Origin of the sequence: Lysinibacillus piscis, from assembly GCF_026012395.1 — a bacterium.
Classification (GTDB): domain Bacteria; phylum Bacillota; class Bacilli; order Bacillales_A; family Planococcaceae; genus Lysinibacillus; species Lysinibacillus piscis.
Genome location: NZ_BRZA01000002.1, coordinates 870650 through 891424, shown reverse-complemented (window position 1 = coordinate 891424; position 20775 = coordinate 870650). Strand labels below are relative to the sequence as shown.

19 protein-coding genes and 1 riboswitch are annotated in these 20775 nt (G+C 37.9%); of the genes, 7 read left to right on the top strand and 12 right to left on the bottom strand.

Going from position 1 to position 20775, the window contains the following annotated elements:
* Positions 1 to 114: 114 nt before the first annotated feature.
* From OPF91_RS10960 to parE, 4 genes are all read right to left on the bottom strand, one after another.
* The gene (locus OPF91_RS10960; protein ID WP_264988790.1) at positions 115 to 606 is read right to left on the bottom strand and encodes a DUF3267 domain-containing protein; all 492 of its coding nucleotides are present in this window, start codon (positions 604 to 606) and stop codon (positions 115 to 117) included.
* Positions 607 to 808: 202 nt separating this feature from the next.
* Positions 809 to 1120, bottom strand: a complete 312-nt coding sequence (locus OPF91_RS10955) for a CHY zinc finger protein (protein ID WP_264988789.1) — start codon at positions 1118 to 1120, stop codon at positions 809 to 811.
* Positions 1121 to 1197: 77 nt separating this feature from the next.
* Complete coding sequence (parC, locus tag OPF91_RS10950; RefSeq protein WP_264988788.1) at positions 1198 to 3639, bottom strand: DNA topoisomerase IV subunit A; 2442 nt, start codon at positions 3637 to 3639, stop codon at positions 1198 to 1200.
* Positions 3640 to 3641: 2 nt separating this feature from the next.
* Positions 3642 to 5612 carry a DNA topoisomerase IV subunit B gene (gene parE / locus OPF91_RS10945; protein ID WP_264988787.1) on the bottom strand — a complete coding sequence of 657 codons (1971 nt, stop codon included), beginning with the start codon at positions 5610 to 5612 and terminating at the stop codon, positions 3642 to 3644.
* Between the two features lie 305 nt (positions 5613 to 5917).
* Here parE and plsY point away from each other — a divergent pair, with 305 nt between their 5' ends.
* The 6 genes from plsY (at position 5918) to OPF91_RS10915 (ending at position 11040) form a co-directional block, all read left to right on the top strand.
* Complete coding sequence (gene plsY, locus OPF91_RS10940) at positions 5918 to 6520, top strand: glycerol-3-phosphate 1-O-acyltransferase PlsY (RefSeq protein WP_264988786.1); 603 nt, start codon at positions 5918 to 5920, stop codon at positions 6518 to 6520.
* Positions 6521 to 6540: 20 nt separating this feature from the next.
* A complete protein-coding gene (locus tag OPF91_RS10935) occupies positions 6541 to 6828 on the top strand; it encodes a HesB/YadR/YfhF family protein (protein ID WP_264988785.1) in 288 nt (95 codons plus the stop codon).
* Between the two features lie 122 nt (positions 6829 to 6950).
* Positions 6951 to 8486, top strand: a complete 1536-nt coding sequence (locus OPF91_RS10930; RefSeq protein WP_264988784.1) for a spore germination protein — start codon at positions 6951 to 6953, stop codon at positions 8484 to 8486.
* Positions 8486 to 9691, top strand: a complete 1206-nt coding sequence (locus OPF91_RS10925; RefSeq protein WP_264988783.1) for a Ger(x)C family spore germination protein — start codon at positions 8486 to 8488, stop codon at positions 9689 to 9691. The genes OPF91_RS10930 and OPF91_RS10925 overlap by 1 nt, the downstream gene beginning before the upstream one ends.
* Before the next feature lie 3 nt (positions 9692 to 9694).
* On the top strand, positions 9695 to 9943 hold the full coding sequence (locus OPF91_RS10920) for a hypothetical protein (RefSeq protein ID WP_264988782.1): 249 nt from the start codon (positions 9695 to 9697) through the stop codon (positions 9941 to 9943).
* Positions 9940 to 11040 (top strand): GerAB/ArcD/ProY family transporter, encoded by a 1101-nt coding sequence (locus tag OPF91_RS10915; protein ID WP_264988781.1) that lies wholly within the window; start codon positions 9940 to 9942, stop codon positions 11038 to 11040. Before OPF91_RS10920 ends, OPF91_RS10915 begins: the two co-directional genes overlap by 4 nt.
* Before the next feature lie 43 nt (positions 11041 to 11083).
* Here OPF91_RS10915 and metA read toward each other — a convergent pair whose 3' ends face one another.
* From metA to OPF91_RS10890, 5 genes are all read right to left on the bottom strand, one after another.
* On the bottom strand, positions 11084 to 12019 hold the full coding sequence (gene metA / locus OPF91_RS10910; protein ID WP_264988780.1) for a homoserine O-acetyltransferase MetA: 936 nt from the start codon (positions 12017 to 12019) through the stop codon (positions 11084 to 11086).
* Between the two features lie 86 nt (positions 12020 to 12105).
* Positions 12106 to 12215, bottom strand: a riboswitch (SAM riboswitch).
* 158 nt (positions 12216 to 12373) lie between these two features.
* Positions 12374 to 12643: a hypothetical protein gene (locus tag OPF91_RS10905; RefSeq protein ID WP_264988779.1), complete on the bottom strand. Its 270-nt coding sequence runs from the start codon at positions 12641 to 12643 to the stop codon at positions 12374 to 12376.
* Between the two features lie 321 nt (positions 12644 to 12964).
* A complete protein-coding gene (locus tag OPF91_RS10900) occupies positions 12965 to 13840 on the bottom strand; it encodes a phosphotransferase family protein (protein WP_264988778.1) in 876 nt (291 codons plus the stop codon).
* 82 nt (positions 13841 to 13922) lie between these two features.
* Positions 13923 to 14843 (bottom strand): aldo/keto reductase, encoded by a 921-nt coding sequence (locus tag OPF91_RS10895; protein ID WP_264988777.1) that lies wholly within the window; start codon positions 14841 to 14843, stop codon positions 13923 to 13925.
* Between the two features lie 186 nt (positions 14844 to 15029).
* Positions 15030 to 15497, bottom strand: a complete 468-nt coding sequence (locus OPF91_RS10890; protein ID WP_264988776.1) for an NUDIX hydrolase — start codon at positions 15495 to 15497, stop codon at positions 15030 to 15032.
* Between the two features lie 419 nt (positions 15498 to 15916).
* On the opposite strand from OPF91_RS10890, the gene OPF91_RS10885 reads away from it, so the two are divergent.
* A complete protein-coding gene (locus tag OPF91_RS10885; RefSeq protein WP_264988775.1) occupies positions 15917 to 17710 on the top strand; it encodes a M3 family oligoendopeptidase in 1794 nt (597 codons plus the stop codon).
* 56 nt (positions 17711 to 17766) lie between these two features.
* Here OPF91_RS10885 and OPF91_RS10880 read toward each other — a convergent pair whose 3' ends face one another.
* From OPF91_RS10880 to OPF91_RS10870, 3 genes are read right to left on the bottom strand one after another with little or no spacing between them, the layout of a single operon-like run.
* Positions 17767 to 18177: a hypothetical protein gene (locus OPF91_RS10880; RefSeq protein WP_264988774.1), complete on the bottom strand. Its 411-nt coding sequence runs from the start codon at positions 18175 to 18177 to the stop codon at positions 17767 to 17769.
* A 21-nt stretch (positions 18178 to 18198) separates the two neighbouring features.
* Positions 18199 to 19206 carry a GTP 3',8-cyclase MoaA gene (gene moaA / locus OPF91_RS10875; RefSeq protein WP_264988773.1) on the bottom strand — a complete coding sequence of 336 codons (1008 nt, stop codon included), beginning with the start codon at positions 19204 to 19206 and terminating at the stop codon, positions 18199 to 18201.
* Positions 19207 to 19248: 42 nt separating this feature from the next.
* A complete protein-coding gene (locus OPF91_RS10870; protein WP_264988772.1) occupies positions 19249 to 20757 on the bottom strand; it encodes a nitrate/nitrite transporter in 1509 nt (502 codons plus the stop codon).
* Between the last annotated feature and the right edge of the window lie 18 nt (positions 20758 to 20775).

Sequence of the window (20775 nt, the reverse complement as noted above, 5' to 3'; positions counted from 1 at the left end):
CCCTTTCGTACATCTCTATAGTGCTATCGTATCGTAAGTATGGATTATAGTAAAGTCATTCGTTTTTTCTAGCATCAAGTGAATCTATTATGTAGAAATAAAAATCATGTAATCTTAGTTAACTCGATAATAACCTCTGCAAAAAACAGCATTTCTTGGTTTAAGTGCAATTAAACAGGAATTAATGATATCTGAAGCGGAAATCAGTGTGTTGATCCAGCTTACAAATAATAAGATTGATTTGATATTACTTGGTACATATAAAGATAGAATGACAGGAATGATTGATAATAGAATAAAAGGTAAGCTCATAAATAACCAAAATCTCGTTTTAGACAGGACTGCGTTTGTATTTAGCCAAAAAAATCCTCGAAAAGTTAAGCTAATATCGCCTTTTTTATTTATGGTAATAATATGAATATATTCGTGAATAATAAAAACAATAATACCCATTATAATGAGCCAAAAAATATGAATGTGCATGAAGCTTGTTTCAAAAAAGGAAGGTATCAGTAAAATAATGAACTGCAATAGATAGACAAATTTCATATAATGTTGACGATACCAATGATTCTGTATGAAAGGCGTCCAATCTGACAACTTCATATCTATCTGTGGTAAGTGCCGAAACCAAAGTATTATAATTGTTCCCCCCTTACTTAAGCAAATTTAGTTTTTAAAATTTTTAATCCCTTATTGCCAAATTATTCATTTTATTTCTAACTAATATTATTTTAAAGTAAATTTCTATAAAAGGCTATTTATAAATTCAAATATTGGTTGATTATCCCACAACCAAAGCTGTTGATTAATACACAAAATAAAGATGATAATGATTTGCACAGCCTTCATTAAATAACGACTGACAGTGTGGGCAATGTGTTACAGCCATGTACTCCTCAATCGTCAGCTCTGTTTGACACTTGCCACATAAAATAGCTTTTGTTCCCCATTCCTCTTTCTCCCAGCGCTCAATGGCATGATCGGCATGCTCCTCATGACATTGATAGCATGGATAATATTGCGCACAGCATTTGAATTTAATCGCAATAATATCTTTTTCTGTATGATAATGCACACATCTCGTTTCCTCATCCACAATCGCACCTAAAACACGCATCCTCATCCCTACTTTCTCCCATTTCTATAGAAAAACATCGCCCTGTATCATTTATACAGGACGATGAAAAAGTCATTTTAGTTTTCCTCAGCTTGCTCTTTTTTCACAGTCAATACGTAAGAAATAGCGCCATCTGCGGTAATATCGATTTTAAAGGAGCCATTCGATAAACGATCTGCACGTGACAACGCTTGAACATCAAGTAGCTCTTGAACACCTTTTTCTGTGCCAATCACTAGTTGTTCATCATCTGTTGCTTTGACAACCGCTACAAGACGATGAGGATTTGTTTTTAATTCGGTTAGAATTTTCACACCACGTTTGGCACGATTCGCTAACTCTACCTCAGCGACATTCATTTTTTTCACAGCTCCACGCTGTGTTACAACGGCTACATATTCAGTCTCACTCGGATTTAAAACATTCACACCAACCAATGTCTCATCGGTTTTTAATGTGATTCCTTTGACACCACCTGTTTTTACACCTGTTATCGGCAGCTCCTCGATTGGGAAACGTAGCGCATAGCCAGTATCTGTCGTCAATAACAATTCCGCTTCATCTGTCACAAATCCTGCGTAAATCATTTCATCGCCAGCTTTGACATTCATTGTTTTAATAGACTTCGAGTAACGAGACACGGCATAATCAGCAAGTGGTGAACGCTTAATTTGCCCTTCTTTGGTCGCTGTTAATACATACATTGCTGGTTGCTCAAACGTCGCAAAACCATAGGCTGCCAGTATCGTTTCGTCTTCTCCCGTAGGCACGATGCTTGAAATATGCTGACCAAGCTCCTTCCATCGAATATCAGGTAATTCATGCACAGGCTGATAAATATAATTTCCTTTGTTTGTAAATAGCAATAGATGATGCTGTGTATTTAATAACCCTTCATACAATACATAATCAGAATCTTTCATCGCTAAATCTTGACCATTGGATGCAGCATGTGAGCGTGTAGATGTTCGCTTAATATAGCCATCCTTCGTCAACGTAACAACAACCTCTTCACTTGGTACAAGCACATCCAATGTAATTTTAATGTCCTCAATATCCTGTTCAATTTTAGAACGGCGTGGCTCTGTAAAACGTTTTTTAATGTCTTGTAACTCTTGCTTAATCACGCGTACCAATTTCGTATCACTCTGTAAAATACCCTCTAACTTCGCAATCGTTTGGTTGAGCTCATCTTGTTCAAGCTTTAATTCTGTAATATCTGTATTCGTCAAACGATATAATTGCAAACTCACAATGGCTTCCGATTGTGCCTCTGTAAAATCAAATTGTCCTTGTAAATTCGCTTTTGCATCCTTTTTATCTTTAGACGCACGAATTGTCGCAATCACTTCATCTAAAATGGATAAGGCTTTCATCAAGCCCTCTACAATATGTGAACGCTCCTTCGCCTTTTGTAAATCATAAATAGAACGATTCGTCACAACCTCTTTTTGATGGGCAATATAAGCATCCAGCAATAATGGCAATGTCATTAAGGTTGGACGGCGATTATGAATGGCAATCATATTAAAATTGTAGGCTACTTGTAAATCCGTTGTTTTAAACAAATAATTTAAAATACCTTGCCCTGGCACATCTTTTTTCAGCTCAATCACGACACGCAATCCTGTACGATCCGATTCATCACGAATATCTGCAATCCCCTCTAATCGCTTATCGACACGCTGCTCATCAATTTTTTTTACCAAATTTGCTTTATTAACATCATAAGGTAATTCTGTGATAACAATTTGCTCTTTTCCACCTTTAATGGACTCGACAGCCGCTTTAGCACGGACAATAATTTTCCCACGACCTGTTTCATATGCTTTTTTAATGCCGTCTACACCTTGAATAATCCCACCTGTTGGGAAATCTGGCCCTTTAATAACCGTCATTAACTCATCAACCGTTGTCTGTGGTTTTTCTAAACGCATCAATACAGCATCAAGCACTTCGTCTAATGCATGTGGTGGAATATCGGTTGCATAACCAGCAGAAATCCCTGTAGAGCCGTTCACCAATAAATTTGGAAAACGCGCTGGCAACACAGTTGGTTCCATATCTTGGTCATCAAAATTCGGCACAAATTCCACCGTCTTTTTGCCAATATCTCGCAGCATTTCTGTCGCAATGGCAGACAGTCTTGCCTCCGTATAACGCATGGCTGCTGGTGGATCTCCATCTACAGAACCGTTATTTCCATGCATCTCAATCAACATATGACGAGCTTTCCAATCTTGGCTCATCCGTACCATTGCTTCATATACCGAGCTATCTCCATGCGGATGGTAGTTACCAATGACATTCCCGACTGTTTTCGCCGATTTACGGAATGGCTTATCATGTGTATTGCCCTCTGTATGCATGGCATATAAAATACGACGCTGTACAGGCTTTAGTCCATCACGTGCATCAGGCAGTGCACGGTCTTGGATAATATATTTACTATAGCGACCGAAACGATCACCCATTACTTCCTCTAGTGGTAAATCTTGAAATACTTCTGTTTGACTCATACTTAAACCTCCTCTTGCTGGATGAATTCATTGTCTAAAATATTGACATCATCCTCCATGCCAAAGTTGACATTGGCTTCAATCCATTTACGACGTGGCTCTACTTTATCGCCCATCAACGTTGTCACACGGCGCTCTGCACGTGCACCATCTTCAATTGTGACACGAATTAATGTACGTGTTGCTGGATTCATCGTCGTATCCCAGAGTTGGTCAGCATTCATCTCACCAAGACCTTTGTAGCGTTGAAGTACATAGCCTTTCCCGACCTTTTTCATCGCTTTTTGTAGATCGTTTTCAGTCCACGCATATTCCACTACTTCTTTTTTGCCTGTCCCCTTCGATACTTTATACAATGGTGGTAAAGCAATAAATACCTTGCCTGCTTCAATCAATGGGCGCATATAACGATAGAAAAATGTCAGTAGTAACACTTGAATATGTGCGCCATCTGTATCCGCATCGGTCATAATCACTACTTTATCATAGGCAGCATCTTCTACAGCGAAATCTGTCCCAACACCTGCACCAATAGCATGAATAATCGTGGCAATTTCTTCATTTTTCATAATATCTTGTAGTTTCGCTTTTTCCGTATTAATGACTTTCCCACGCAATGGCAAAATTGCTTGGAATGTACGATCTCGACCTTGCTTAGCAGAACCTCCTGCCGAATCCCCTTCGACTAAATACAATTCATTTTTCGCCGCATTACGAGATTGAGCAGGTGTTAGCTTACCAGAAAGAATCGTGCTACCTTTTTTATTTTTCTTGCCGTTACGTGCATCCTCTCTTGCTTTCCGAGCCGCTTCTCGCACCTGTTGCGCACGAATTGCCTTTCGTACAAGGGAAGCAGATAGCTCCGCATTTTCTTCTAGTACATATAAAATTTGCTCAGACACGACACCGTCTACCGCAGAACGTGCTTCACTTGTGCCAAGCTTGCCCTTTGTTTGTCCTTCAAATTGCAATAAATGCTCAGGAATACGGACAGAAACAATAGCTGCAAGACCTTCTCGAATATCTGTGCCCTCTAAATTTTTATCCTTCTCTTTTAACAGTCCAATTTTACGTGCATATTCATTAAAAACCCGTGTTAAAGCAGCCTTTGCGCCTGTTTCATGTGTACCACCATCACGTGTGCGCACATTGTTGACAAAGGATAAAATCGTTTCTGAATAGCCATCATTATACTGGAAGGCAAATTCTACTTCGATTTCCTCTTGTGTACCTTCCACATATTTCACAGGATGCAAAACATCTTTTTCCTCATTCAAATAACCAACAAATGCCTCGATACCGTTTTCATAGAAGAACGTATCTTGCTGTCCTTCTTCACGCTCATCAATTAAGTCAATTTTTAAACCTTTTAATAAAAATGCAGACTCCCGTAAACGTTCAGCTAATGTCGCATAATTATATTTTGTCACAGAGAAAATCGTTTCATCAGGTAAAAAATGCACCAATGTACCCGTTTGCTTTGTGTTACCAATTTCCTCTAATGTTGTCACAGGTTGTCCACCATTTTCAAAGCGCTGACGATATTTTTTCCCATCGCGATGAATCGTCACTTCTAAAAATGTTGATAAGGCATTCACAACAGAGGAACCGACACCATGTAAACCACCACTCGTTTTATAGCCACCTTGTCCAAATTTTCCTCCTGCATGTAAAACAGTGAAAATAATTTCAGGTGTCGGCTTGCCCATTTTGTGCATTCCTGTTGGCATTCCACGTGCAAAATCACGCACGCTAATGCTCTGATCTTTGTGGATGGTAACAATAATATGTGAACCAAAGCCAGCCAACGCTTCATCTACGGCATTATCGACAATTTCGTATACGAGATGATGAAGTCCTCGACCGTCTGTGGAACCGATATACATACCTGGGCGCTTCCTTACTGCCTCTAATCCCTCTAATACTTGTATGGCGTCATCATTATAGACGCTCGTTGATTGTTTATTCGTCAACAAAATTCCCTCCAAAAAACAAACGAATGTTCTCTTTTAGTTTCTCATTATTATAATAACATTGCTTGTCAATAGCTAGTGATTTGTAAGCACCGTTTTCAACAAAAACATAGAACTCTATTCTACCAAAGGAATGCGCAGTTGACAAAATTGCCAAATGACCTATTTTTCTCTTAGTTGTACTGAATTCAAGAAGACAGATGAAATTCCCTTCTCTACATTGTAGATTTCCTTAAAAAAGTGTAAAATATTTATTACAAACTATTAGTACCAAGTGGTAGAATAAAAGGGAAAGGGGTTGTGTTATGTTCAATCTACTCATACTTGCTTGTGCCTATTTAATTGGCTCCATTCCATCTGGGTTATGGATTGGCAAAATTTTTTATAAAACGGATATTCGTGAGCATGGTAGCGGTAATTTAGGTGCAACCAATACATTTCGCACGTTAGGGAAAAAAGCAGGAATCGTTGTAACCATTATGGATGTACTCAAAGGCACGGCAGCTGTATTACTTGTCACATTGCCTGTGTTTTCAGATGCGACAGTTCACGGCTTAGTGCTAGGGCTTGTTGCGGTAGTTGGTCATATGTTTCCTATTTTTGCAGGGTTTCGTGGAGGCAAAGCCGTTGCTACCTCAGCAGGTGTTTTATTAGGTTATTCGTGGCCATTATTTGTTGTTCTGTTTATTACATTTATGGTGACATTGAAAATCACTAAAATTGTTAGTTTAACCTCTATGATTGCCGCTTTGGTCGCATTAATTTACGCTATCGTTTATTATGTTATCACAGGTGATTATGCACTAGGCATTTTAGTCGCCTTTCTATTTACATTTATCGTCTATCGTCACCGTGCTAATATTACACGTATTAAAAACGGAACAGAGCCAAAAGTCAAATGGCTTTAACGAAGAAAGGAGCACCCTGTATGGATATTACGCTAACAGAGAAAGCCTTACAATGGTTTAAAGAAGAGATGGAGGTTGCTCATGGTGACACCATTCGCTTTTATGCAAGATATGGTGGCTCTAGTCCTTTTCATGAAGGCTTTTCACTTGGTATGACACGTGAAGAACCCATTGAAATTGGTGTTCAAACAGTCGTAGATGGTGTAACGTACTATATTGAAGCAAAAGATATATGGTTTTTCAATAATCACAATTTACATGTAGATGTCAATGTAACAATAGATGAATTGCAATATGACTATCGTTAATAAAGCAGCGTTTCTCCTTCATGTGAGAAGAAACGCTGCTTTATTTTTATTTGCTAAGTTTAGCGCAATGAAAAATTGTCCATTCTATAGATAATGCAAGCACAAGTAGAGGAGGAGCCAAGATGTCTGTTTCAAAAGGAAATGATACCTCCCATATCAATGCCACAGAAGATTGTCTTCATCGCTCGCTAGCCAAAAATATCAAAATTATTAAGCAAACGCTTGGCAACAGTGATGATATTATCATAAGGCAACTTGTCATAGATGAAGCCCAGAACCAGTCCATAGCTATTCTTTATATAGACGGTTTGTCTGATAAAACAGCTATTTCAGATGCTATTATTGACAAGCTCCTGCTCAATACGAACGACTTCACTATCGAACATATAAAAGCATCTTGTCTAACAATAGGAGATGTCAAAGATATTACACAGTTTATGACGCTCTATCAAACATTGCTAAATGGCGACGCTGTCATTTTAATCGATAACTGTGTGACAGGCATTGCCACTAATACGAAGCATGCAAAAGATCGAGCTGTCATGGAGCCTTCTACTGAGTCCGTTATTCGTGGACCACGAGAGGCATTTACGGAAACGCTACGCACTAACACAGCTTTGATTCGTCGAAAAATTAAAAGCCCCAACCTGTGGATTAAGTCCCGTATCATAGGTGAAGTGACACAAACAGACGTATCTGTGATGTATATCAATGGTATTGCTAGTGATAAAATTGTCGCTGAGGTGCTTGCACGATTAGACCGTATTAACACAGATAGTATTTTGGAAAGTGGCTATATCGAAAGCTATATTCAAGATGCGCAACTTTCTTTATTTCCAACTATTTACAATACAGAACGACCAGATGTCATTGCAGGCGAATTATTAGATGGCAAAATCGCGATTTTAGTGGACGGCACGCCCTTCGTATTAGTCGTTCCTGCTTTATTCACATCATTTTTACAATCAGCAGAGGATTATTATCAAAATTGGATGGTCAGTACATTAATAAGGGCTCTACGCTTTTTTGGTATCAGTCTCGCATTAGTCGCGCCCTCTCTTTATGTAGCCATCACGACATTCCATCAAGAAATGCTACCAACGCCGATGCTGATTAGTATTGCCTCACAGCGAGAAGGTGTGCCCTTCCCCGCCATTGTAGAAGCCCTTATTATGGAGGTTGCCTTTGAAGTATTGCGTGAAGCAGGTCTACGTATGCCTCGAACGATTGGTCCAGCTGTTTCCATTGTTGGTACGTTAGTTATCGGTCAAGCGGCTGTGGAAGCAGGCGTTGTATCCGCAGTGATGGTTATTATCGTTGCATTGACTGCGATTTGTAGCTTCTTATTCCCTGCTTATGGCTTATCCAATACAGTTCGTGTTTTACGCTTCCCACTAATGATTATCGCCTCTATGTTTGGCTTATTTGGTGTGATGTTTGGTGTCATGATAATTCTGCTCCATCTATGCAGTATTCGCACATTTGGCGTTCCTTATTTGTCACCATTTGCGCCATTTATTTTAAAGGACCAAAAAGATGCTTTTATCTTATTTCCACGTAAAGCTTTGTTGACACGTCCACGTCTAATAAATCAAAAAAATATGGTCAGAGGGCATCGTTATATCGCTATTAAAAGAAGGAATCAGAGGGATGGATAATGCACAAATTACAATTGATTGGCTGTCTGTTAATCGTGTCTTTACTACTAAGTGGTTGTTGGAGTAAACGAGAGTTAAATGAATTAGCAATTGTCACTGCACTTGGTATAGATAAAGTAGATGATGGCTTTGAGATTTCCATCCAAATCGTTGAACCAAGTGAAATTTCTGCTAAACAGCCCTCCGCTGGTCGCTCACCTGTCATCACCTATCATGAAAGAGGTAAAACAGTTTTTGAAGCTATTCGAAAAATAACAACATTAGCTGCACGAAAGCCTTATTTTTCCCACCTTCAAATTGTCGTAATCGGCGAAGAGTTAGCGAAAAGTAACATGGTGGATGTGCTTGATTTTATCTCACGAGATCATGAATTCCGAAATGATTTTAATATTATTGTGTCACATGAGGTCAATGCCAAGGAGGTGTTAAGTATATTGACGCCTATTGAAAAAATTCCAGCTAGTAAAATGCTGAACTCCCTGCAAGCATCTGAAAAGGTGTGGGGTTCTGTATTAACTGTCAATATTGATGATTTAATTAACACGCTCAGTAATAACGAGGAAAGTGCTGTTATTTCAGCCATTACGATGGATGGAAGTAAAAGCTTAGGTATGAGCCAGACAAATGTACAACAGGCGGAAACCTCGACATTATTAAAATATATTGGTTTAGCAATTTTTAAAAACGGGCAGCAAATTGGTCTATTAAATGCTGAGGACAGCAGGGGAATTAGCTATTTAGATAATAAAATAGAAAGCACTGTAGAAATCATCTCCTGTCCAAAAGAAGGCACATTGACAACCGAAATTACACATGCTCAAACGAAAATAAAGGGGCGCTTTGAGGGAAATATGCCACAGCTCAAAGTACAAATTACGATTGAGCAAAATGTTGGTGAAGTTGAATGTATGCTAAATTTAGGTGAGAAAAAAACGATTGAGATGATTAATAAACGCACAGAGGAGCTTATTCATAAACGCATTGAACATACGTTACAGATACTACAGCAAGATTATCAAGTAGATGTGCTAAGCTTTGGTGAAGTTTTACACCGTAAAGACCCTGAGAAATGGAAAAAAATCAAAAAAGATTGGCTTGCTATCTTCTCAGAAATGCCGATTCATATTGAAGTCAATGTGAAAACACAAGCATTAGGGACAATGGAAAACTTCCCTGTCCGAAACGAAAAAAATATGGGGGAATAATGAATGCTTACTGTCATTTGTATCATTGTTGCTTCAATTATCATTGCCTTTATCTTTATTCCTAGCTTGCTCAAAATAAAAGATACGAAAACCATTGTGATTTTTTCACTATTATTACTAATTGGTGCTCTATTGAATAGTTTAAATGCCTTAAACATCCATGTGCCTAGTCCACTAATCCCTCTTGTTATGATTTTATCACCCCTAAAAAAAATTCTTGATTCATGGCGAGAGGGAGGCACAAGAAAATGAACAAGGAAATGATTAGCTCTAGGCAATTTACCATTATTACCCTTCTTTGTTCGATTGGTACAGCTATTCTTATCATCCCAGCAAGCATTACTAATGATGTGCAACAGGATGCCTGGATTGTAGCGTCAATCGGTGTGATTTTTAGTTTATTAATCATCAAATTATTTATCACTTTAGGCAAACGCACACCTTCCTTCACATTTCCTCAAGCCATTGAGAAAATAGTAGGAAAATTTTTTGGAAAAGCGATTAATCTTTGTTTTACCATGTTAATGTTACTTTCAGCAGGTGAATTGCTTTATTTTATAGGCATTTTTATGAAAACAGAGATTATGCCCGAAACCCCCTCTATGTCATTTGTCTTGCTATTTGGGATTATCGTGATGTATGCGGCTTATTTAGGCATTGAGGTCTTTGCACGTTCGGCTGAAATCCTCTTTCCTGTGTTCGCTTTTATCTTTATTGTCTTTGTACTCTGTATCTCACCACAGATTGATATCGGCAATGTGCAACCAATATTAGAAGCCTCTCCGTCATCTATGGTATTTAGCACGATTCGCTTCATGAGTCTATTTTCCTTTCCTCTTGTCATATTATTAATAGTATTTCCATCAAATGTCGATGTCCAAGAATCGGCTACAAAAGGCTTTTATATTGGAGCAATGATCGGTGGCGTCGTATTAGTAACGGTTATTTTGTTATCCATACTGGTATTAGGTCCAACATTAACTTCTTCCCGTACCTTTCCAAGCTATGCGCTCGCTCAACGAATTTCTATAGGAGACTTTTTACAACGAATTGAAGTTATTATGGCTGCGATGTGGATTACTACAATTTATATTCGAATGTTTATGTATTTCTACGCAAGTGTTATTAGTATGGCACAAGTGTTTAATATTGCCAATCATCGACCACTCATTATCCCACTCGGTATGATTAGTATGGGATTATCCCAAGTGATTCACCCTACTATTATTGAATCCAATCTATACAATCAAGAGTACTGGCCAATCCTTGCTACTATTTTCATGGTTTTATTACCACTTATGTTACTCATTATTGCCATGCTTCGTCACATAAAAGCACCTTCAAACTAAAGCCCATTTGTCCTTTTTTCAAAAGATAAATGGGCTCATTTCTTTAAATATGATATTCGATTGCGTCCACAAAATCCCACTCATATGGCGTTTCTTGATAAACATAATAGTTAAGCCAATTGGAGAACAGTAAATGTGTATGGGCACGCCATGTATTGATTGGCTCCAATGACGGATTATCATTTGGGAAGTAATTCACAGGCACAGCGATGTCTAGTCCTTTTGCAATATCACGACTATATTCATCTGCTAATGTCGTGGCATCATACTCTAAATGTCCTGTGATAAAAATGTTTTTATTATCCTTCGATTGCACAATAAAAACACCTGCATCTTCTGAATAAGATAATAAACGTAAATTAGGGTGATTGCGTACTTCTTCAATTGATACAGATGTATAACGAGAATGAGGGGCATTGAATAAATCGCTAAAGCCACGTACTAAATCGACCGTTAAATCTGTAATCACATGCGAATAAATACCAGAGCATTTAGCTGGTAGCTCGTATTTACCTATATTGTAGTGGTGATATAAAGCAGCCTGCGCTCCCCAACATATATGTAACACAGATGTGACATGTGTTTGCGACCAGTCCATAATTTCAGCAATTTCTTGCCAATAGTTTACTTCCTCAAACGCCATTTTTTCTACAGGCGCTCCTGTAATAATCATGCCATCATACAAGCGATGACGAATTTGATCAAACGTTGTATAAAACAGTTGTAAATGCGATTTACTAACATTTTTCGATTCATGTGTCGCTGTGTTTAAGAACGTAATATTCACTTGGAGCGGTGTATTTCCAAGTAAACGTAATAATTGTAACTCCGTTTTTTCTTTTTCAGGCATTAAATTTAAAATTAAAATATTTAACGGACGAATTTGCTGCGTTTTCGCTCGGTCCTCTTCCATCACGAAGATTTTCTCCTCACGCAAATGCTCTCCAGCTGGTAAACTTTTCGGAATATTAATTGGCATACTACTTTTTCCCCTCTCCATCAAATCATTAAAAAATCCCCCTCATTCCATATGAGATAGAATGAGAGGGATTTTCATCACGTTCACGCTTATCTCTCAAAGGACAATGCCTTTGCTGGAATTAGCACCTTTCTACACAACGTAGAGGTTGCTGAAGCTTCACAGGGCCAAATCCCTCAGCTTCTCTTGATAAGAAATTATTTAACTAAAGAAAATTGTAGCATGGATGGGGGTGAATAGCAATAGTGTTGTTGACACCATTTATACTACATCTACACTGTATTTTAATTGGTTATAACCACTTCTAATTAATTCCTATAACAACGTAATTCTACCATTTTAAAAAGTATCCTTTTAGTTTCTAAGATGTGTTTTTAATAATTCTATCTCAAAATCTAATTTTTTTGAAACCTCAATTATTTCTAACACCTGCGTTTTCAATTCAGCATTCTCAGCAGTTTGCTTCATGATAGTATCTAATTTTAAACCCTGTCTATTTAGTTCCTTTTTTTGTGCTTGCATTTCTACTTGAAGCCCTTGCACATCTGTTTTAATTTCTCTCTGTTCCTTTAAAAGCGTCCCCAAAACTTCCAGGACATGGTGCTGAAAGTCATTGTGATCCATCTGATTTTTCATCTCCTAAATGTTTTTATTCACCGTCATCTATAAAAAATTTGTTTTTATTATCACACATAAAAAATGTCTTGATTCCGCCATTCTCCATATTCAAATTTTAACATTGCTATTCCTTCCAATTCAATTAAAATTAATTTTTAATTCCTCGCTCAGTCGGGTTATTTAAATCTATTTCATTTCCATACCATAATTTTATTTTTTTATGTATCTAGCGAATTTTTTTAAACATAATAAGAACGCATGCTAGCATGCATAGATTATATTGTAAAAAAAGGAAATTTAAAAATACTTTTTACTAGAACAAACCATCTATCTATAATCGTTAATACCACTTTCAAAAGCCTCTTTATCGTTATGTTCTACCCCATGTAATGCTTCTTGTAAAGCGAATGTACTTTGATAAAAACGAACTCGCTCTGCTATTTCATTGCCATTAGGATATAAACGAATGCACGTATTAAAGAAATCTTCACCATAGCTAGAAAGAATACCCGCAAAATCATACGCTGGATCACCTAAGCCAGAGCCACCAAAATCTATTATTCCTGAAATTTTACTTGTTTCTGGATTCCACAAAATATTAGATGCACCAAAGTCCCCATGAACAAGTGTTATATCGAAATTTGACAATGCTTGTCCATTTAGGAATGTTTCAAAAGCATTAACGATTTCTGTTTGGGCATCTTTTCGGATATAGGAAAATAGTTTAGTTTGAATCTTATCATATAAATGCTGCATTTCTTCATAAGGATTACGAACCTTTAGCTTCAAGTCCTGACCTACTTTTTTTCCTGAAATAGCATGGAGTTCTACAAGAAAAGAAACAAGCTGTTCTGCCAATCCCTTCACTACTTCGCCACGTTCAATACTTAATAAATCTTCCTTCCACAAAGGTGCTCCTTCTATTAGATGATAGCCAGTAAAAGCTTGACCTGGTTCTTCTGATTCAAGTGACTGATAGCTTGGGTTGGGAATAGGAATCGAAACAATATTTTGAATGTACGTCAAAATAGCTGTTTCTCTCCGTAATTGCATGATTCCATTTGGATACTTTGGAAATCTAAAAACGAATGAGTCATTTATAATAAATACGTCATTATTCTGTCCAATTTCATTTAGATGAACGTTTTCTATGGAAAAATTAGGATAAATCAATTGAATCTTTTCAAGCAAGTCATTTTTCATGTCATCAAACTTCCTTTTCTATTGCATTAATGGATAAAAATCAATGACCGCTAGCCAAACAGCTAAACGGTCACTTTATTATTTATGGAAGGATATTTCCTGCTGCTTGGTAAATAGCGTACCATTCTTCACGAGTTAAAACAATATCACTTGCCTCCGCACAATCCTTCAAACGATCCATATTCATCGTACCAATGACTGGCTGCATCTTCGCAGGATGACGAAGTAGCCATGCAACCACAATTGTTGTATTACTGACACCATATTTCACAGCGATTTCATCGATTTTTTTATTCAGCTCTGGAAATTTTTCATTGTTTCCTAAGAATACCCCCTCGAAAAATCCATATTGGAATGGAGACCAAGGCTGAATCGTTATATCATTCAATCTACAAAAATCGAGCACGCTTCCATCACGATTCACAGCAGAGGCATTTTCCATATTGACGTTCATGCCGTTGGAAATCATTGTTGCATTCGTAATACTAAGTTGTAACTGATTCACAACAAGTGACTGCTTCACAAACTTCTGCAATAGCTGAATTTGCATTGGATTTTGATTAGAGACACCAAAGTGGCGTACTTTGCCAGAGCTCTCCAATTGTTCAAACGCTTCAGCGACTTCCTCTGGCTCTACTAATGTATCTGGACGATGCAGTAACAACACATCTAAATAATCCGTTTTTAGACGTTTTAAAATGCCATCTACCGAATTTAAAATATGTTCCTTAGAAAAATCAAACATTCCTTTACGAATACCACATTTGGACTGAAGAATCATTTTTTCTCGAATGTCACTGTTCATCTGAATCGCATCCGCAAAAATTTCTTCTGAAGCTCCTCCACCATAAATATCCGCATGGTCAAAAAAGTTTGCTCCCAATTCAAGCGCTGTTTGTACAAATCGCTCCGCTTGTACTTTATCTAGCGAACTCATACGCATACAGCCAACCGCAATATTCGGTACTTCCAAAAGACTTGCACCAAGTTTAATTGTTTTCAAAATAAGTTCCTCCTCATATCATCGAATAATCTCTTAGTTTACGAGATTTCGTTGCCTATACAAACTTTAAGCCTGCTTTGTATTTCGGTCAATATTTAATTGAAAATTGAGATAATTAAATAAAGAAAACATATCTCTCATTTCTCATTTCTCATTTCTCATTTCTCATTTCTCATTTCTCATTTCTCATTTTACAATAGGTTGCTTGACCTGCTGTTGCCAATCAAGAATAAAAGGTGCTTGTGTTGGATTTAAGTTTGACGGTAGTTCATGTCTTGCCTTAAATGTAAGCTCTTGACTTTCATAATCTATCTTAAGATGACCTGTATACTTGCTACAATGGAAAATAATTTGCACGCTAAATACCTGATCACCATTAGGATAGCTGACTAAACTCTTCTCCCCTGAATATAAGCCAAATAATGTAATTGTATCAAGATGTAACTGTGTCTCCTCATACACCTCTCGTTTTACCGTTTCTTCAAATGTTTCTCCTATTTCCATAAGCCCACCTGGAATTCCCCACATCGCATTATCTGTTCGCCGCTGCAACAGAATTCGCCCTTCTGCATCTTCAATAATCGCCCCACAGCCCACTGTGAGCAATGGTTCATGTCCAATCATAGCTCTCATTGTTTTAATATAATCACGCATCAATATACCCACTTTCTCCTATACTTCCCATTGATATAATAACGCAATCTTTCAAAAAGAGGTTCATTTTCAAATGAGGGGTGCCATTGTGAAAAAATTAAGTGTTGCGCTTATTGGCATCATTGTGCTTTTTCTATTGAACGAACTACTAAGTAAATACATAGTAAATGAATATACAGCTTTATTGCTATGAACGGCATCAATAAATTACATTCCAGCATAATTGCATTTGGATTTTTATGAACTTGTAATAAAAAGTTAGCATACATCAATCGACTTACATCGTGTATATTCTCAAAATCCATGATATCCATTAAGATTGAACCAAGAGAAAAAATATTTCGTAACACGAAAAAAATCCGTGAAAAAATTTCTAAATTTTTGTAAAATAAAGAAGAATACTTAGAGGAGGTTTTTATATGACAACGAATTACCCTGAAGTATGGGATGTAGAGGTGTTTTTTGAAGGTGGTAGCACGTCTCCACAATTTGTGGCACATTTAGAGCATTCAGCTAACCTAGTGCAAGAGCTACAACAGCTTGTCAATGCACTAGCTATCCCACAAACAGCGAGTGATGCCATTCATATTGTACAAGTATTAGATAAAGTAAAAGAAGTACGCCAACATCTAGCACAGGCTGGCGCTTTTTTATCCTGTTTAACAGCGCAAAACATTAAAGATAAAGAAGCGCTGTTACATTTAGGTAAATTATCTGCTATTTACGCTGAATCCGCACCGACATTTGAAAAACTGCGACAAATCGTTGGTCAAATTGAAGGCACTGTTTTTGAGCAACTATTAGCTACAGCAGAGCTTGCACCATTTGCCTTTATTTTAACGGAGTGGCGTGAGGCATCAAAGGAATCTCTTTCTGAAGAAGAGGAAGCGATTATTTCTGCCCTAGCTGTAGATGGCTACAAATCATGGGGCGAAATGTATGATGTGCTGATTAGTGATATGCGTGTCGAAGTTGAAATCGATGGTGAAGTAAAATCGCTTTCTGTAGGACAAGCGAATAATTTAAGCTCACATAAAGACCCAAAAGTACGTAAGGCAGCGTTTGAAGCCATTGAAAAAGCATTCACCGCACGGGAAGATTTTTTTGCGAAAACATTAAATCATTTAGCAGGCTTCCGTTTAAGTGTTTATAAAAAACGTGGTTGGGACAATGTTTTAAAAGAGCCATTAACGATTAATCGTATGAAGGAAGAAACATTAGACGCAATGTGGGGTGCGATTACAGAGCGAAAAGCTACATTCACTCGTTATTTAACACATAAAGCGCAAATGCTTGGTGATGACAAACTGAAATGGTATGACTTTGATGCACCTGTCACAGAGGCAACAGCGAAAATGGATTACCAGCAAGGGGCAGCCTTTATTTTGAAACATTTCGGGCGCTTCGGTGCAGAGTTAGAAGCGTTTTCTCGTACAGCCTTTGAGGACGGTTGGATTGAAGCAGAGGACCGTGACAATAAAAAACCAGGTGGCTTCTGTACAGGCTTCCCACTTTCGCAGCAGTCACGTATTTTCATGACGTATTCAGGCTCGATGTCCAATGTTTCGACATTAGCACACGAGCTTGGCCATGCATTCCATAGCTACGCATTGCGCCCTGTTCACCCATTAAATACAAGCTATGCGATGAATGTAGCGGAAACAGCGTCTACATTTGCGGAAATGATTGTGGCAGATGCAGCGGTTGCTGAAGCACAGTCAAAAGAAGAAAAAATTGCGTTATTAGAAGATAAGGTACAGCGCTCCGTTGCCTTCTTTATGAATATTCATGCACGTTTCCTTTTTGAAACACGTTTCTATGAAGAGCGAAAAAATGGACTTGTTTCTGCACAGCGTTTGAATATGTTAATGGAGGAAGCACAACGTGAGGCATATGCAGGTGGTTTAGGTGAAACACATCCACATTTTTGGGCAACAAAGCTACACTTCTATATTACAGGTGTCCCATTCTATAACTTCCCTTATACATTTGGCTACCTCTTCTCACTTAGCATTTATGCGAAAGCAAAAGAAGAAGGCACAGGCTTTGAGGAGAAATACATTGCCTTATTGCGTGATACAGCTGTCATGACGGTAGAAGATTTGGCAATGAAGCATTTAGGTGAAGATATTACAAAGCGTGAATTTTGGCTAAAAGGCATTGCACTTTGTGAACAAGATGTAGAAGAATTTATTGCACTAACAACAGCGTAAATAGATTGTGAAAAGGTGGAGACAAAAGCTACAGTAGCCTTTATCTCCACCTTTTTTTAAAATAATAATCGTTCCTCGTCTCTACTATGAATTTCATTAATCGTTAATAAAGCATAGAATCGTTGAATAATTGCTTCATTTAGCCCCTCTTCTTGTCGAATCGCGTGAATATCTTTCACGATGATACGCAAAAGTTCGTGGTCACGAGCTAATTGAATAACCGTTTCTTTCAATGCCTCATTATGTTGCACTTTTTCCTCATAAAAGCCCGATTCTTCAGCATCTGCATGGCTAATGACACGCGTTTCCCAATAATCAAGTAAATCATCCGCTGCATGGTTCGCCTCTTCAACTTTTCCTTCTTGCCATAATGCTAGAAAATGGTCTGTTTTTTGAATAGCACCTGATAGGCCTCCTGCATGTATTGTCTGATGTGCATGTAATTGTCTTAATGCTGGACCCGCCATTAAAAGTCACCCTTTCTGTCACTACCCACCAATATACGACATATTGATTTTGGTGCGATTTTTCTTGGTTTGTGCTGTTCGTTCATCTGAATAACGGTCTGTTCGATGTTCCCAAACATCCACAATCGCTGCACGTAATTCAGCATCTGTAGCTCCCTCTCGGATTAATGCACGCAAATCTAATCCATCAGAAGCAAATAAACAAGTGTAAAATTTCCCGTTTGATGACAATCTGGCCCTTGTACAGGAGGAACAAAAGGATTCTGACACAGAGGTGATAAAGCCTACTTGCACACCATCATCTTGATAGCGGTATCGTTTAGCCACTTCCCCAAAATAGTCAAGCTCAACCGCTTCTAAGTCAAATTCCTGTTGAAGTAAACTTACTATTTCTTGTTTCGTTACTACTTTCGCAAAGCTCCAGCCATTATCATTCCCAACATCCATAAACTCAATAAATCGTAGGACAATGCCTCTCTTTTTAAAATAACGAGCCATTGGAATAATTTCTTGTTCATTGACATGTTTTTGAACGACCATATTGACTTTGATATGGAAGCCAAGTTGCTGCGCCAATTGAATATGCTCCAATATTAATGCTGGTTGAATGCCTCGACCATTCATCTGACCAAATAACTGTCCATCTAAAGCATCCAAGCTCACATTAATTCTTTTTAAACCCGCATTTCTCAATTTTTCACCATATTGCTTTAATAACACACCATTCGTTGTCAAACCTATATCTTCAATGCCCTGTAACTGTGTTAATTGGCTAACCAACTCATGAATATTCCTTCGCATCAAGGGCTCTCCACCAGTTAAGCGAATTTTTTTGACGCCAAGTTGTGCAAATATATTGACCAGCCTTGTGATTTCCTCAAATGTTAACAGCTCATCTTTCGGTAAAAAAACGTAGTCATCTCCGAATATTTCCTTTGGCATACAATAGCTACAGCGGAAATTGCAGCGATCTGTGACAGAAATACGCAAATCTTTCATAGGTCTATTGAGTTGATCCTGTATCGTCATGGTATCCCTTCTTTCTGTGCAATGACCACTGTAATGATGGAGCTATTCAGACGTTTTCTGGCGATGTGCCGTTATATCTGTAAATGTACCTACATAGCTGACATCTTCCCCCGTTTCATCTTTGACAGCACTAATATTCAGCCACTCCAAAAATTCTTCCCCATTTTTTTTGCGATTCCAAATTTCTCCCTGCCATGCCCCTGTTTCCTTAATGCTTTTCCACATAGCATCATAAAATTCCTTCTCTTGTCTAGCTGTTTTTAAAATTCTTGGCGTTTGTCCAATGACCTCTTCATCACGGAACCCTGTTAAAGCAGTAAAAGCGGGATTCACAGCTTGTATTTTACTCGTAATATCCGTGACAATAATACCTTGCCCTGTAGAATTAAATACTTGCTGAGCTAGATTTAATTTGTCTTGATAATACATACTTACTACTAATACTAAGCTCGCTAACGATACGGAAGATAACAGCATAAAGCCAATCGCATATTGACCTGTAATCGAATGAATGGCTGCTAGTAATAATGGTGGGAAAAACCCTCCAAGTCCTCCCATCATCGACACAATCCCATTGGCAATTCCTGCTTGTTTATTGAAATAAAATGGCACAAGCTTAAAAATAACACCATTGCCGATTCCTGCACAAAGCGCAATGACTAAACAACCAATAGAATAGAGTAGTATTGACGGTGAAAAGGCTAGCATAATAGCTGCTAGTGTATACACTAAAAATACCCCCATTAATAAAAACAAAGGCTGAAATTTATCACCTAACCAACCACCAATCGGTCTAAACAATGTGGCAATGGCGATAAAACCAGCAGTCCGAATCCCTGCATCTACTTTATCTAATCCAAAATTACTCACAAGAAAATTCGGTAAATACACCGTGAATGCCACGAACGAACCGAACGTGATGAAATAAAATAAAGAAAAGTACCATAGCTTTGGATTTTTGTATACACCTTTTATTTGCTCAATAATCGGTGTTTTCACTTTTACTTCTTGCCGGTCCCCTAAAATAAAGTTCAGCACAATGAATATCAGTAATAAAATTAAATAGAGCTTGATTGTTAATGACCAACCAATTTGTGTGGCGATGATCGGAGCGGCAAACGTAGAGATAGCCGTCCCAATATTCCCTGCGCCGTAAATACCGTTGACAAAGCCATGTTTTTCTTTTGGATAATACTTTGGTAGAGAGGTAACACCTACTGAAAATACAGCACCCCCTACCCCTAAAATCAGTCCACCAATAACTAAATCAATATAGCTAGAAGCTTCACTAATATAAAATACAGGAAATAGCAATAACACAAAGCTAATTAAAAAGACAAGTCGTGCACCAATAATATTGGCATAATAGCCAAGCGGGATACGCAAAATAGAGCCGAGTACGACAGGTATAGCCGTCAAAATAGCAATTTTATCAGCAGGTATATCGATATCCTCTCGAATAAATGGCAGTAAAGAAGAAATAATCACCCACACCATAAACCCAACAACTAAATTCAATGTTTGCAATGGCAATTGTACTTTTTTTATCATTTAAACCACCTTTTTCTT

Bases quoted from the DNA above. Each gene is read 5' to 3' on its own strand.
- metA (WP_264988780.1), bottom strand. From the start codon at position 12,019: ATGCCAATTAATATTCCGAAAAGTTTACCAGCTGGAGAGCATTTGCGT.
- OPF91_RS10900 (WP_264988778.1), bottom strand. From the start codon at position 13,840: ATGAAAAATGACTTGCTTGAAAAGATTCAATTGATTTATCCTAATTTT.
- OPF91_RS10915 (WP_264988781.1), top strand. From the start codon at position 9,940: ATGAACAAGGAAATGATTAGCTCTAGGCAATTTACCATTATTACCCTT.
- OPF91_RS10905 (WP_264988779.1), bottom strand. From the start codon at position 12,643: ATGGATCACAATGACTTTCAGCACCATGTCCTGGAAGTTTTGGGGACG.
- parC (WP_264988788.1), bottom strand. From the start codon at position 3,639: ATGAGTCAAACAGAAGTATTTCAAGATTTACCACTAGAGGAAGTAATG.
- OPF91_RS10930 (WP_264988784.1), top strand. From the start codon at position 6,951: ATGTCTGTTTCAAAAGGAAATGATACCTCCCATATCAATGCCACAGAA.
- OPF91_RS10955 (WP_264988789.1), bottom strand. From the start codon at position 1,120: ATGCGTGTTTTAGGTGCGATTGTGGATGAGGAAACGAGATGTGTGCAT.
- OPF91_RS10920 (WP_264988782.1), top strand. From the start codon at position 9,695: ATGCTTACTGTCATTTGTATCATTGTTGCTTCAATTATCATTGCCTTT.
- OPF91_RS10925 (WP_264988783.1), top strand. From the start codon at position 8,486: ATGCACAAATTACAATTGATTGGCTGTCTGTTAATCGTGTCTTTACTA.
- OPF91_RS10935 (WP_264988785.1), top strand. From the start codon at position 6,541: ATGGATATTACGCTAACAGAGAAAGCCTTACAATGGTTTAAAGAAGAG.
- OPF91_RS10880 (WP_264988774.1), bottom strand. From the start codon at position 18,177: ATGGCGGGTCCAGCATTAAGACAATTACATGCACATCAGACAATACAT.
- OPF91_RS10885 (WP_264988775.1), top strand. From the start codon at position 15,917: ATGACAACGAATTACCCTGAAGTATGGGATGTAGAGGTGTTTTTTGAA.
- OPF91_RS10960 (WP_264988790.1), bottom strand. From the start codon at position 606: ATGAAGTTGTCAGATTGGACGCCTTTCATACAGAATCATTGGTATCGT.
- moaA (WP_264988773.1), bottom strand. From the start codon at position 19,206: ATGACGATACAGGATCAACTCAATAGACCTATGAAAGATTTGCGTATT.
- plsY (WP_264988786.1), top strand. From the start codon at position 5,918: ATGTTCAATCTACTCATACTTGCTTGTGCCTATTTAATTGGCTCCATT.
- OPF91_RS10870 (WP_264988772.1), bottom strand. From the start codon at position 20,757: ATGATAAAAAAAGTACAATTGCCATTGCAAACATTGAATTTAGTTGTT.
- OPF91_RS10890 (WP_264988776.1), bottom strand. From the start codon at position 15,497: ATGCGTGATTATATTAAAACAATGAGAGCTATGATTGGACATGAACCA.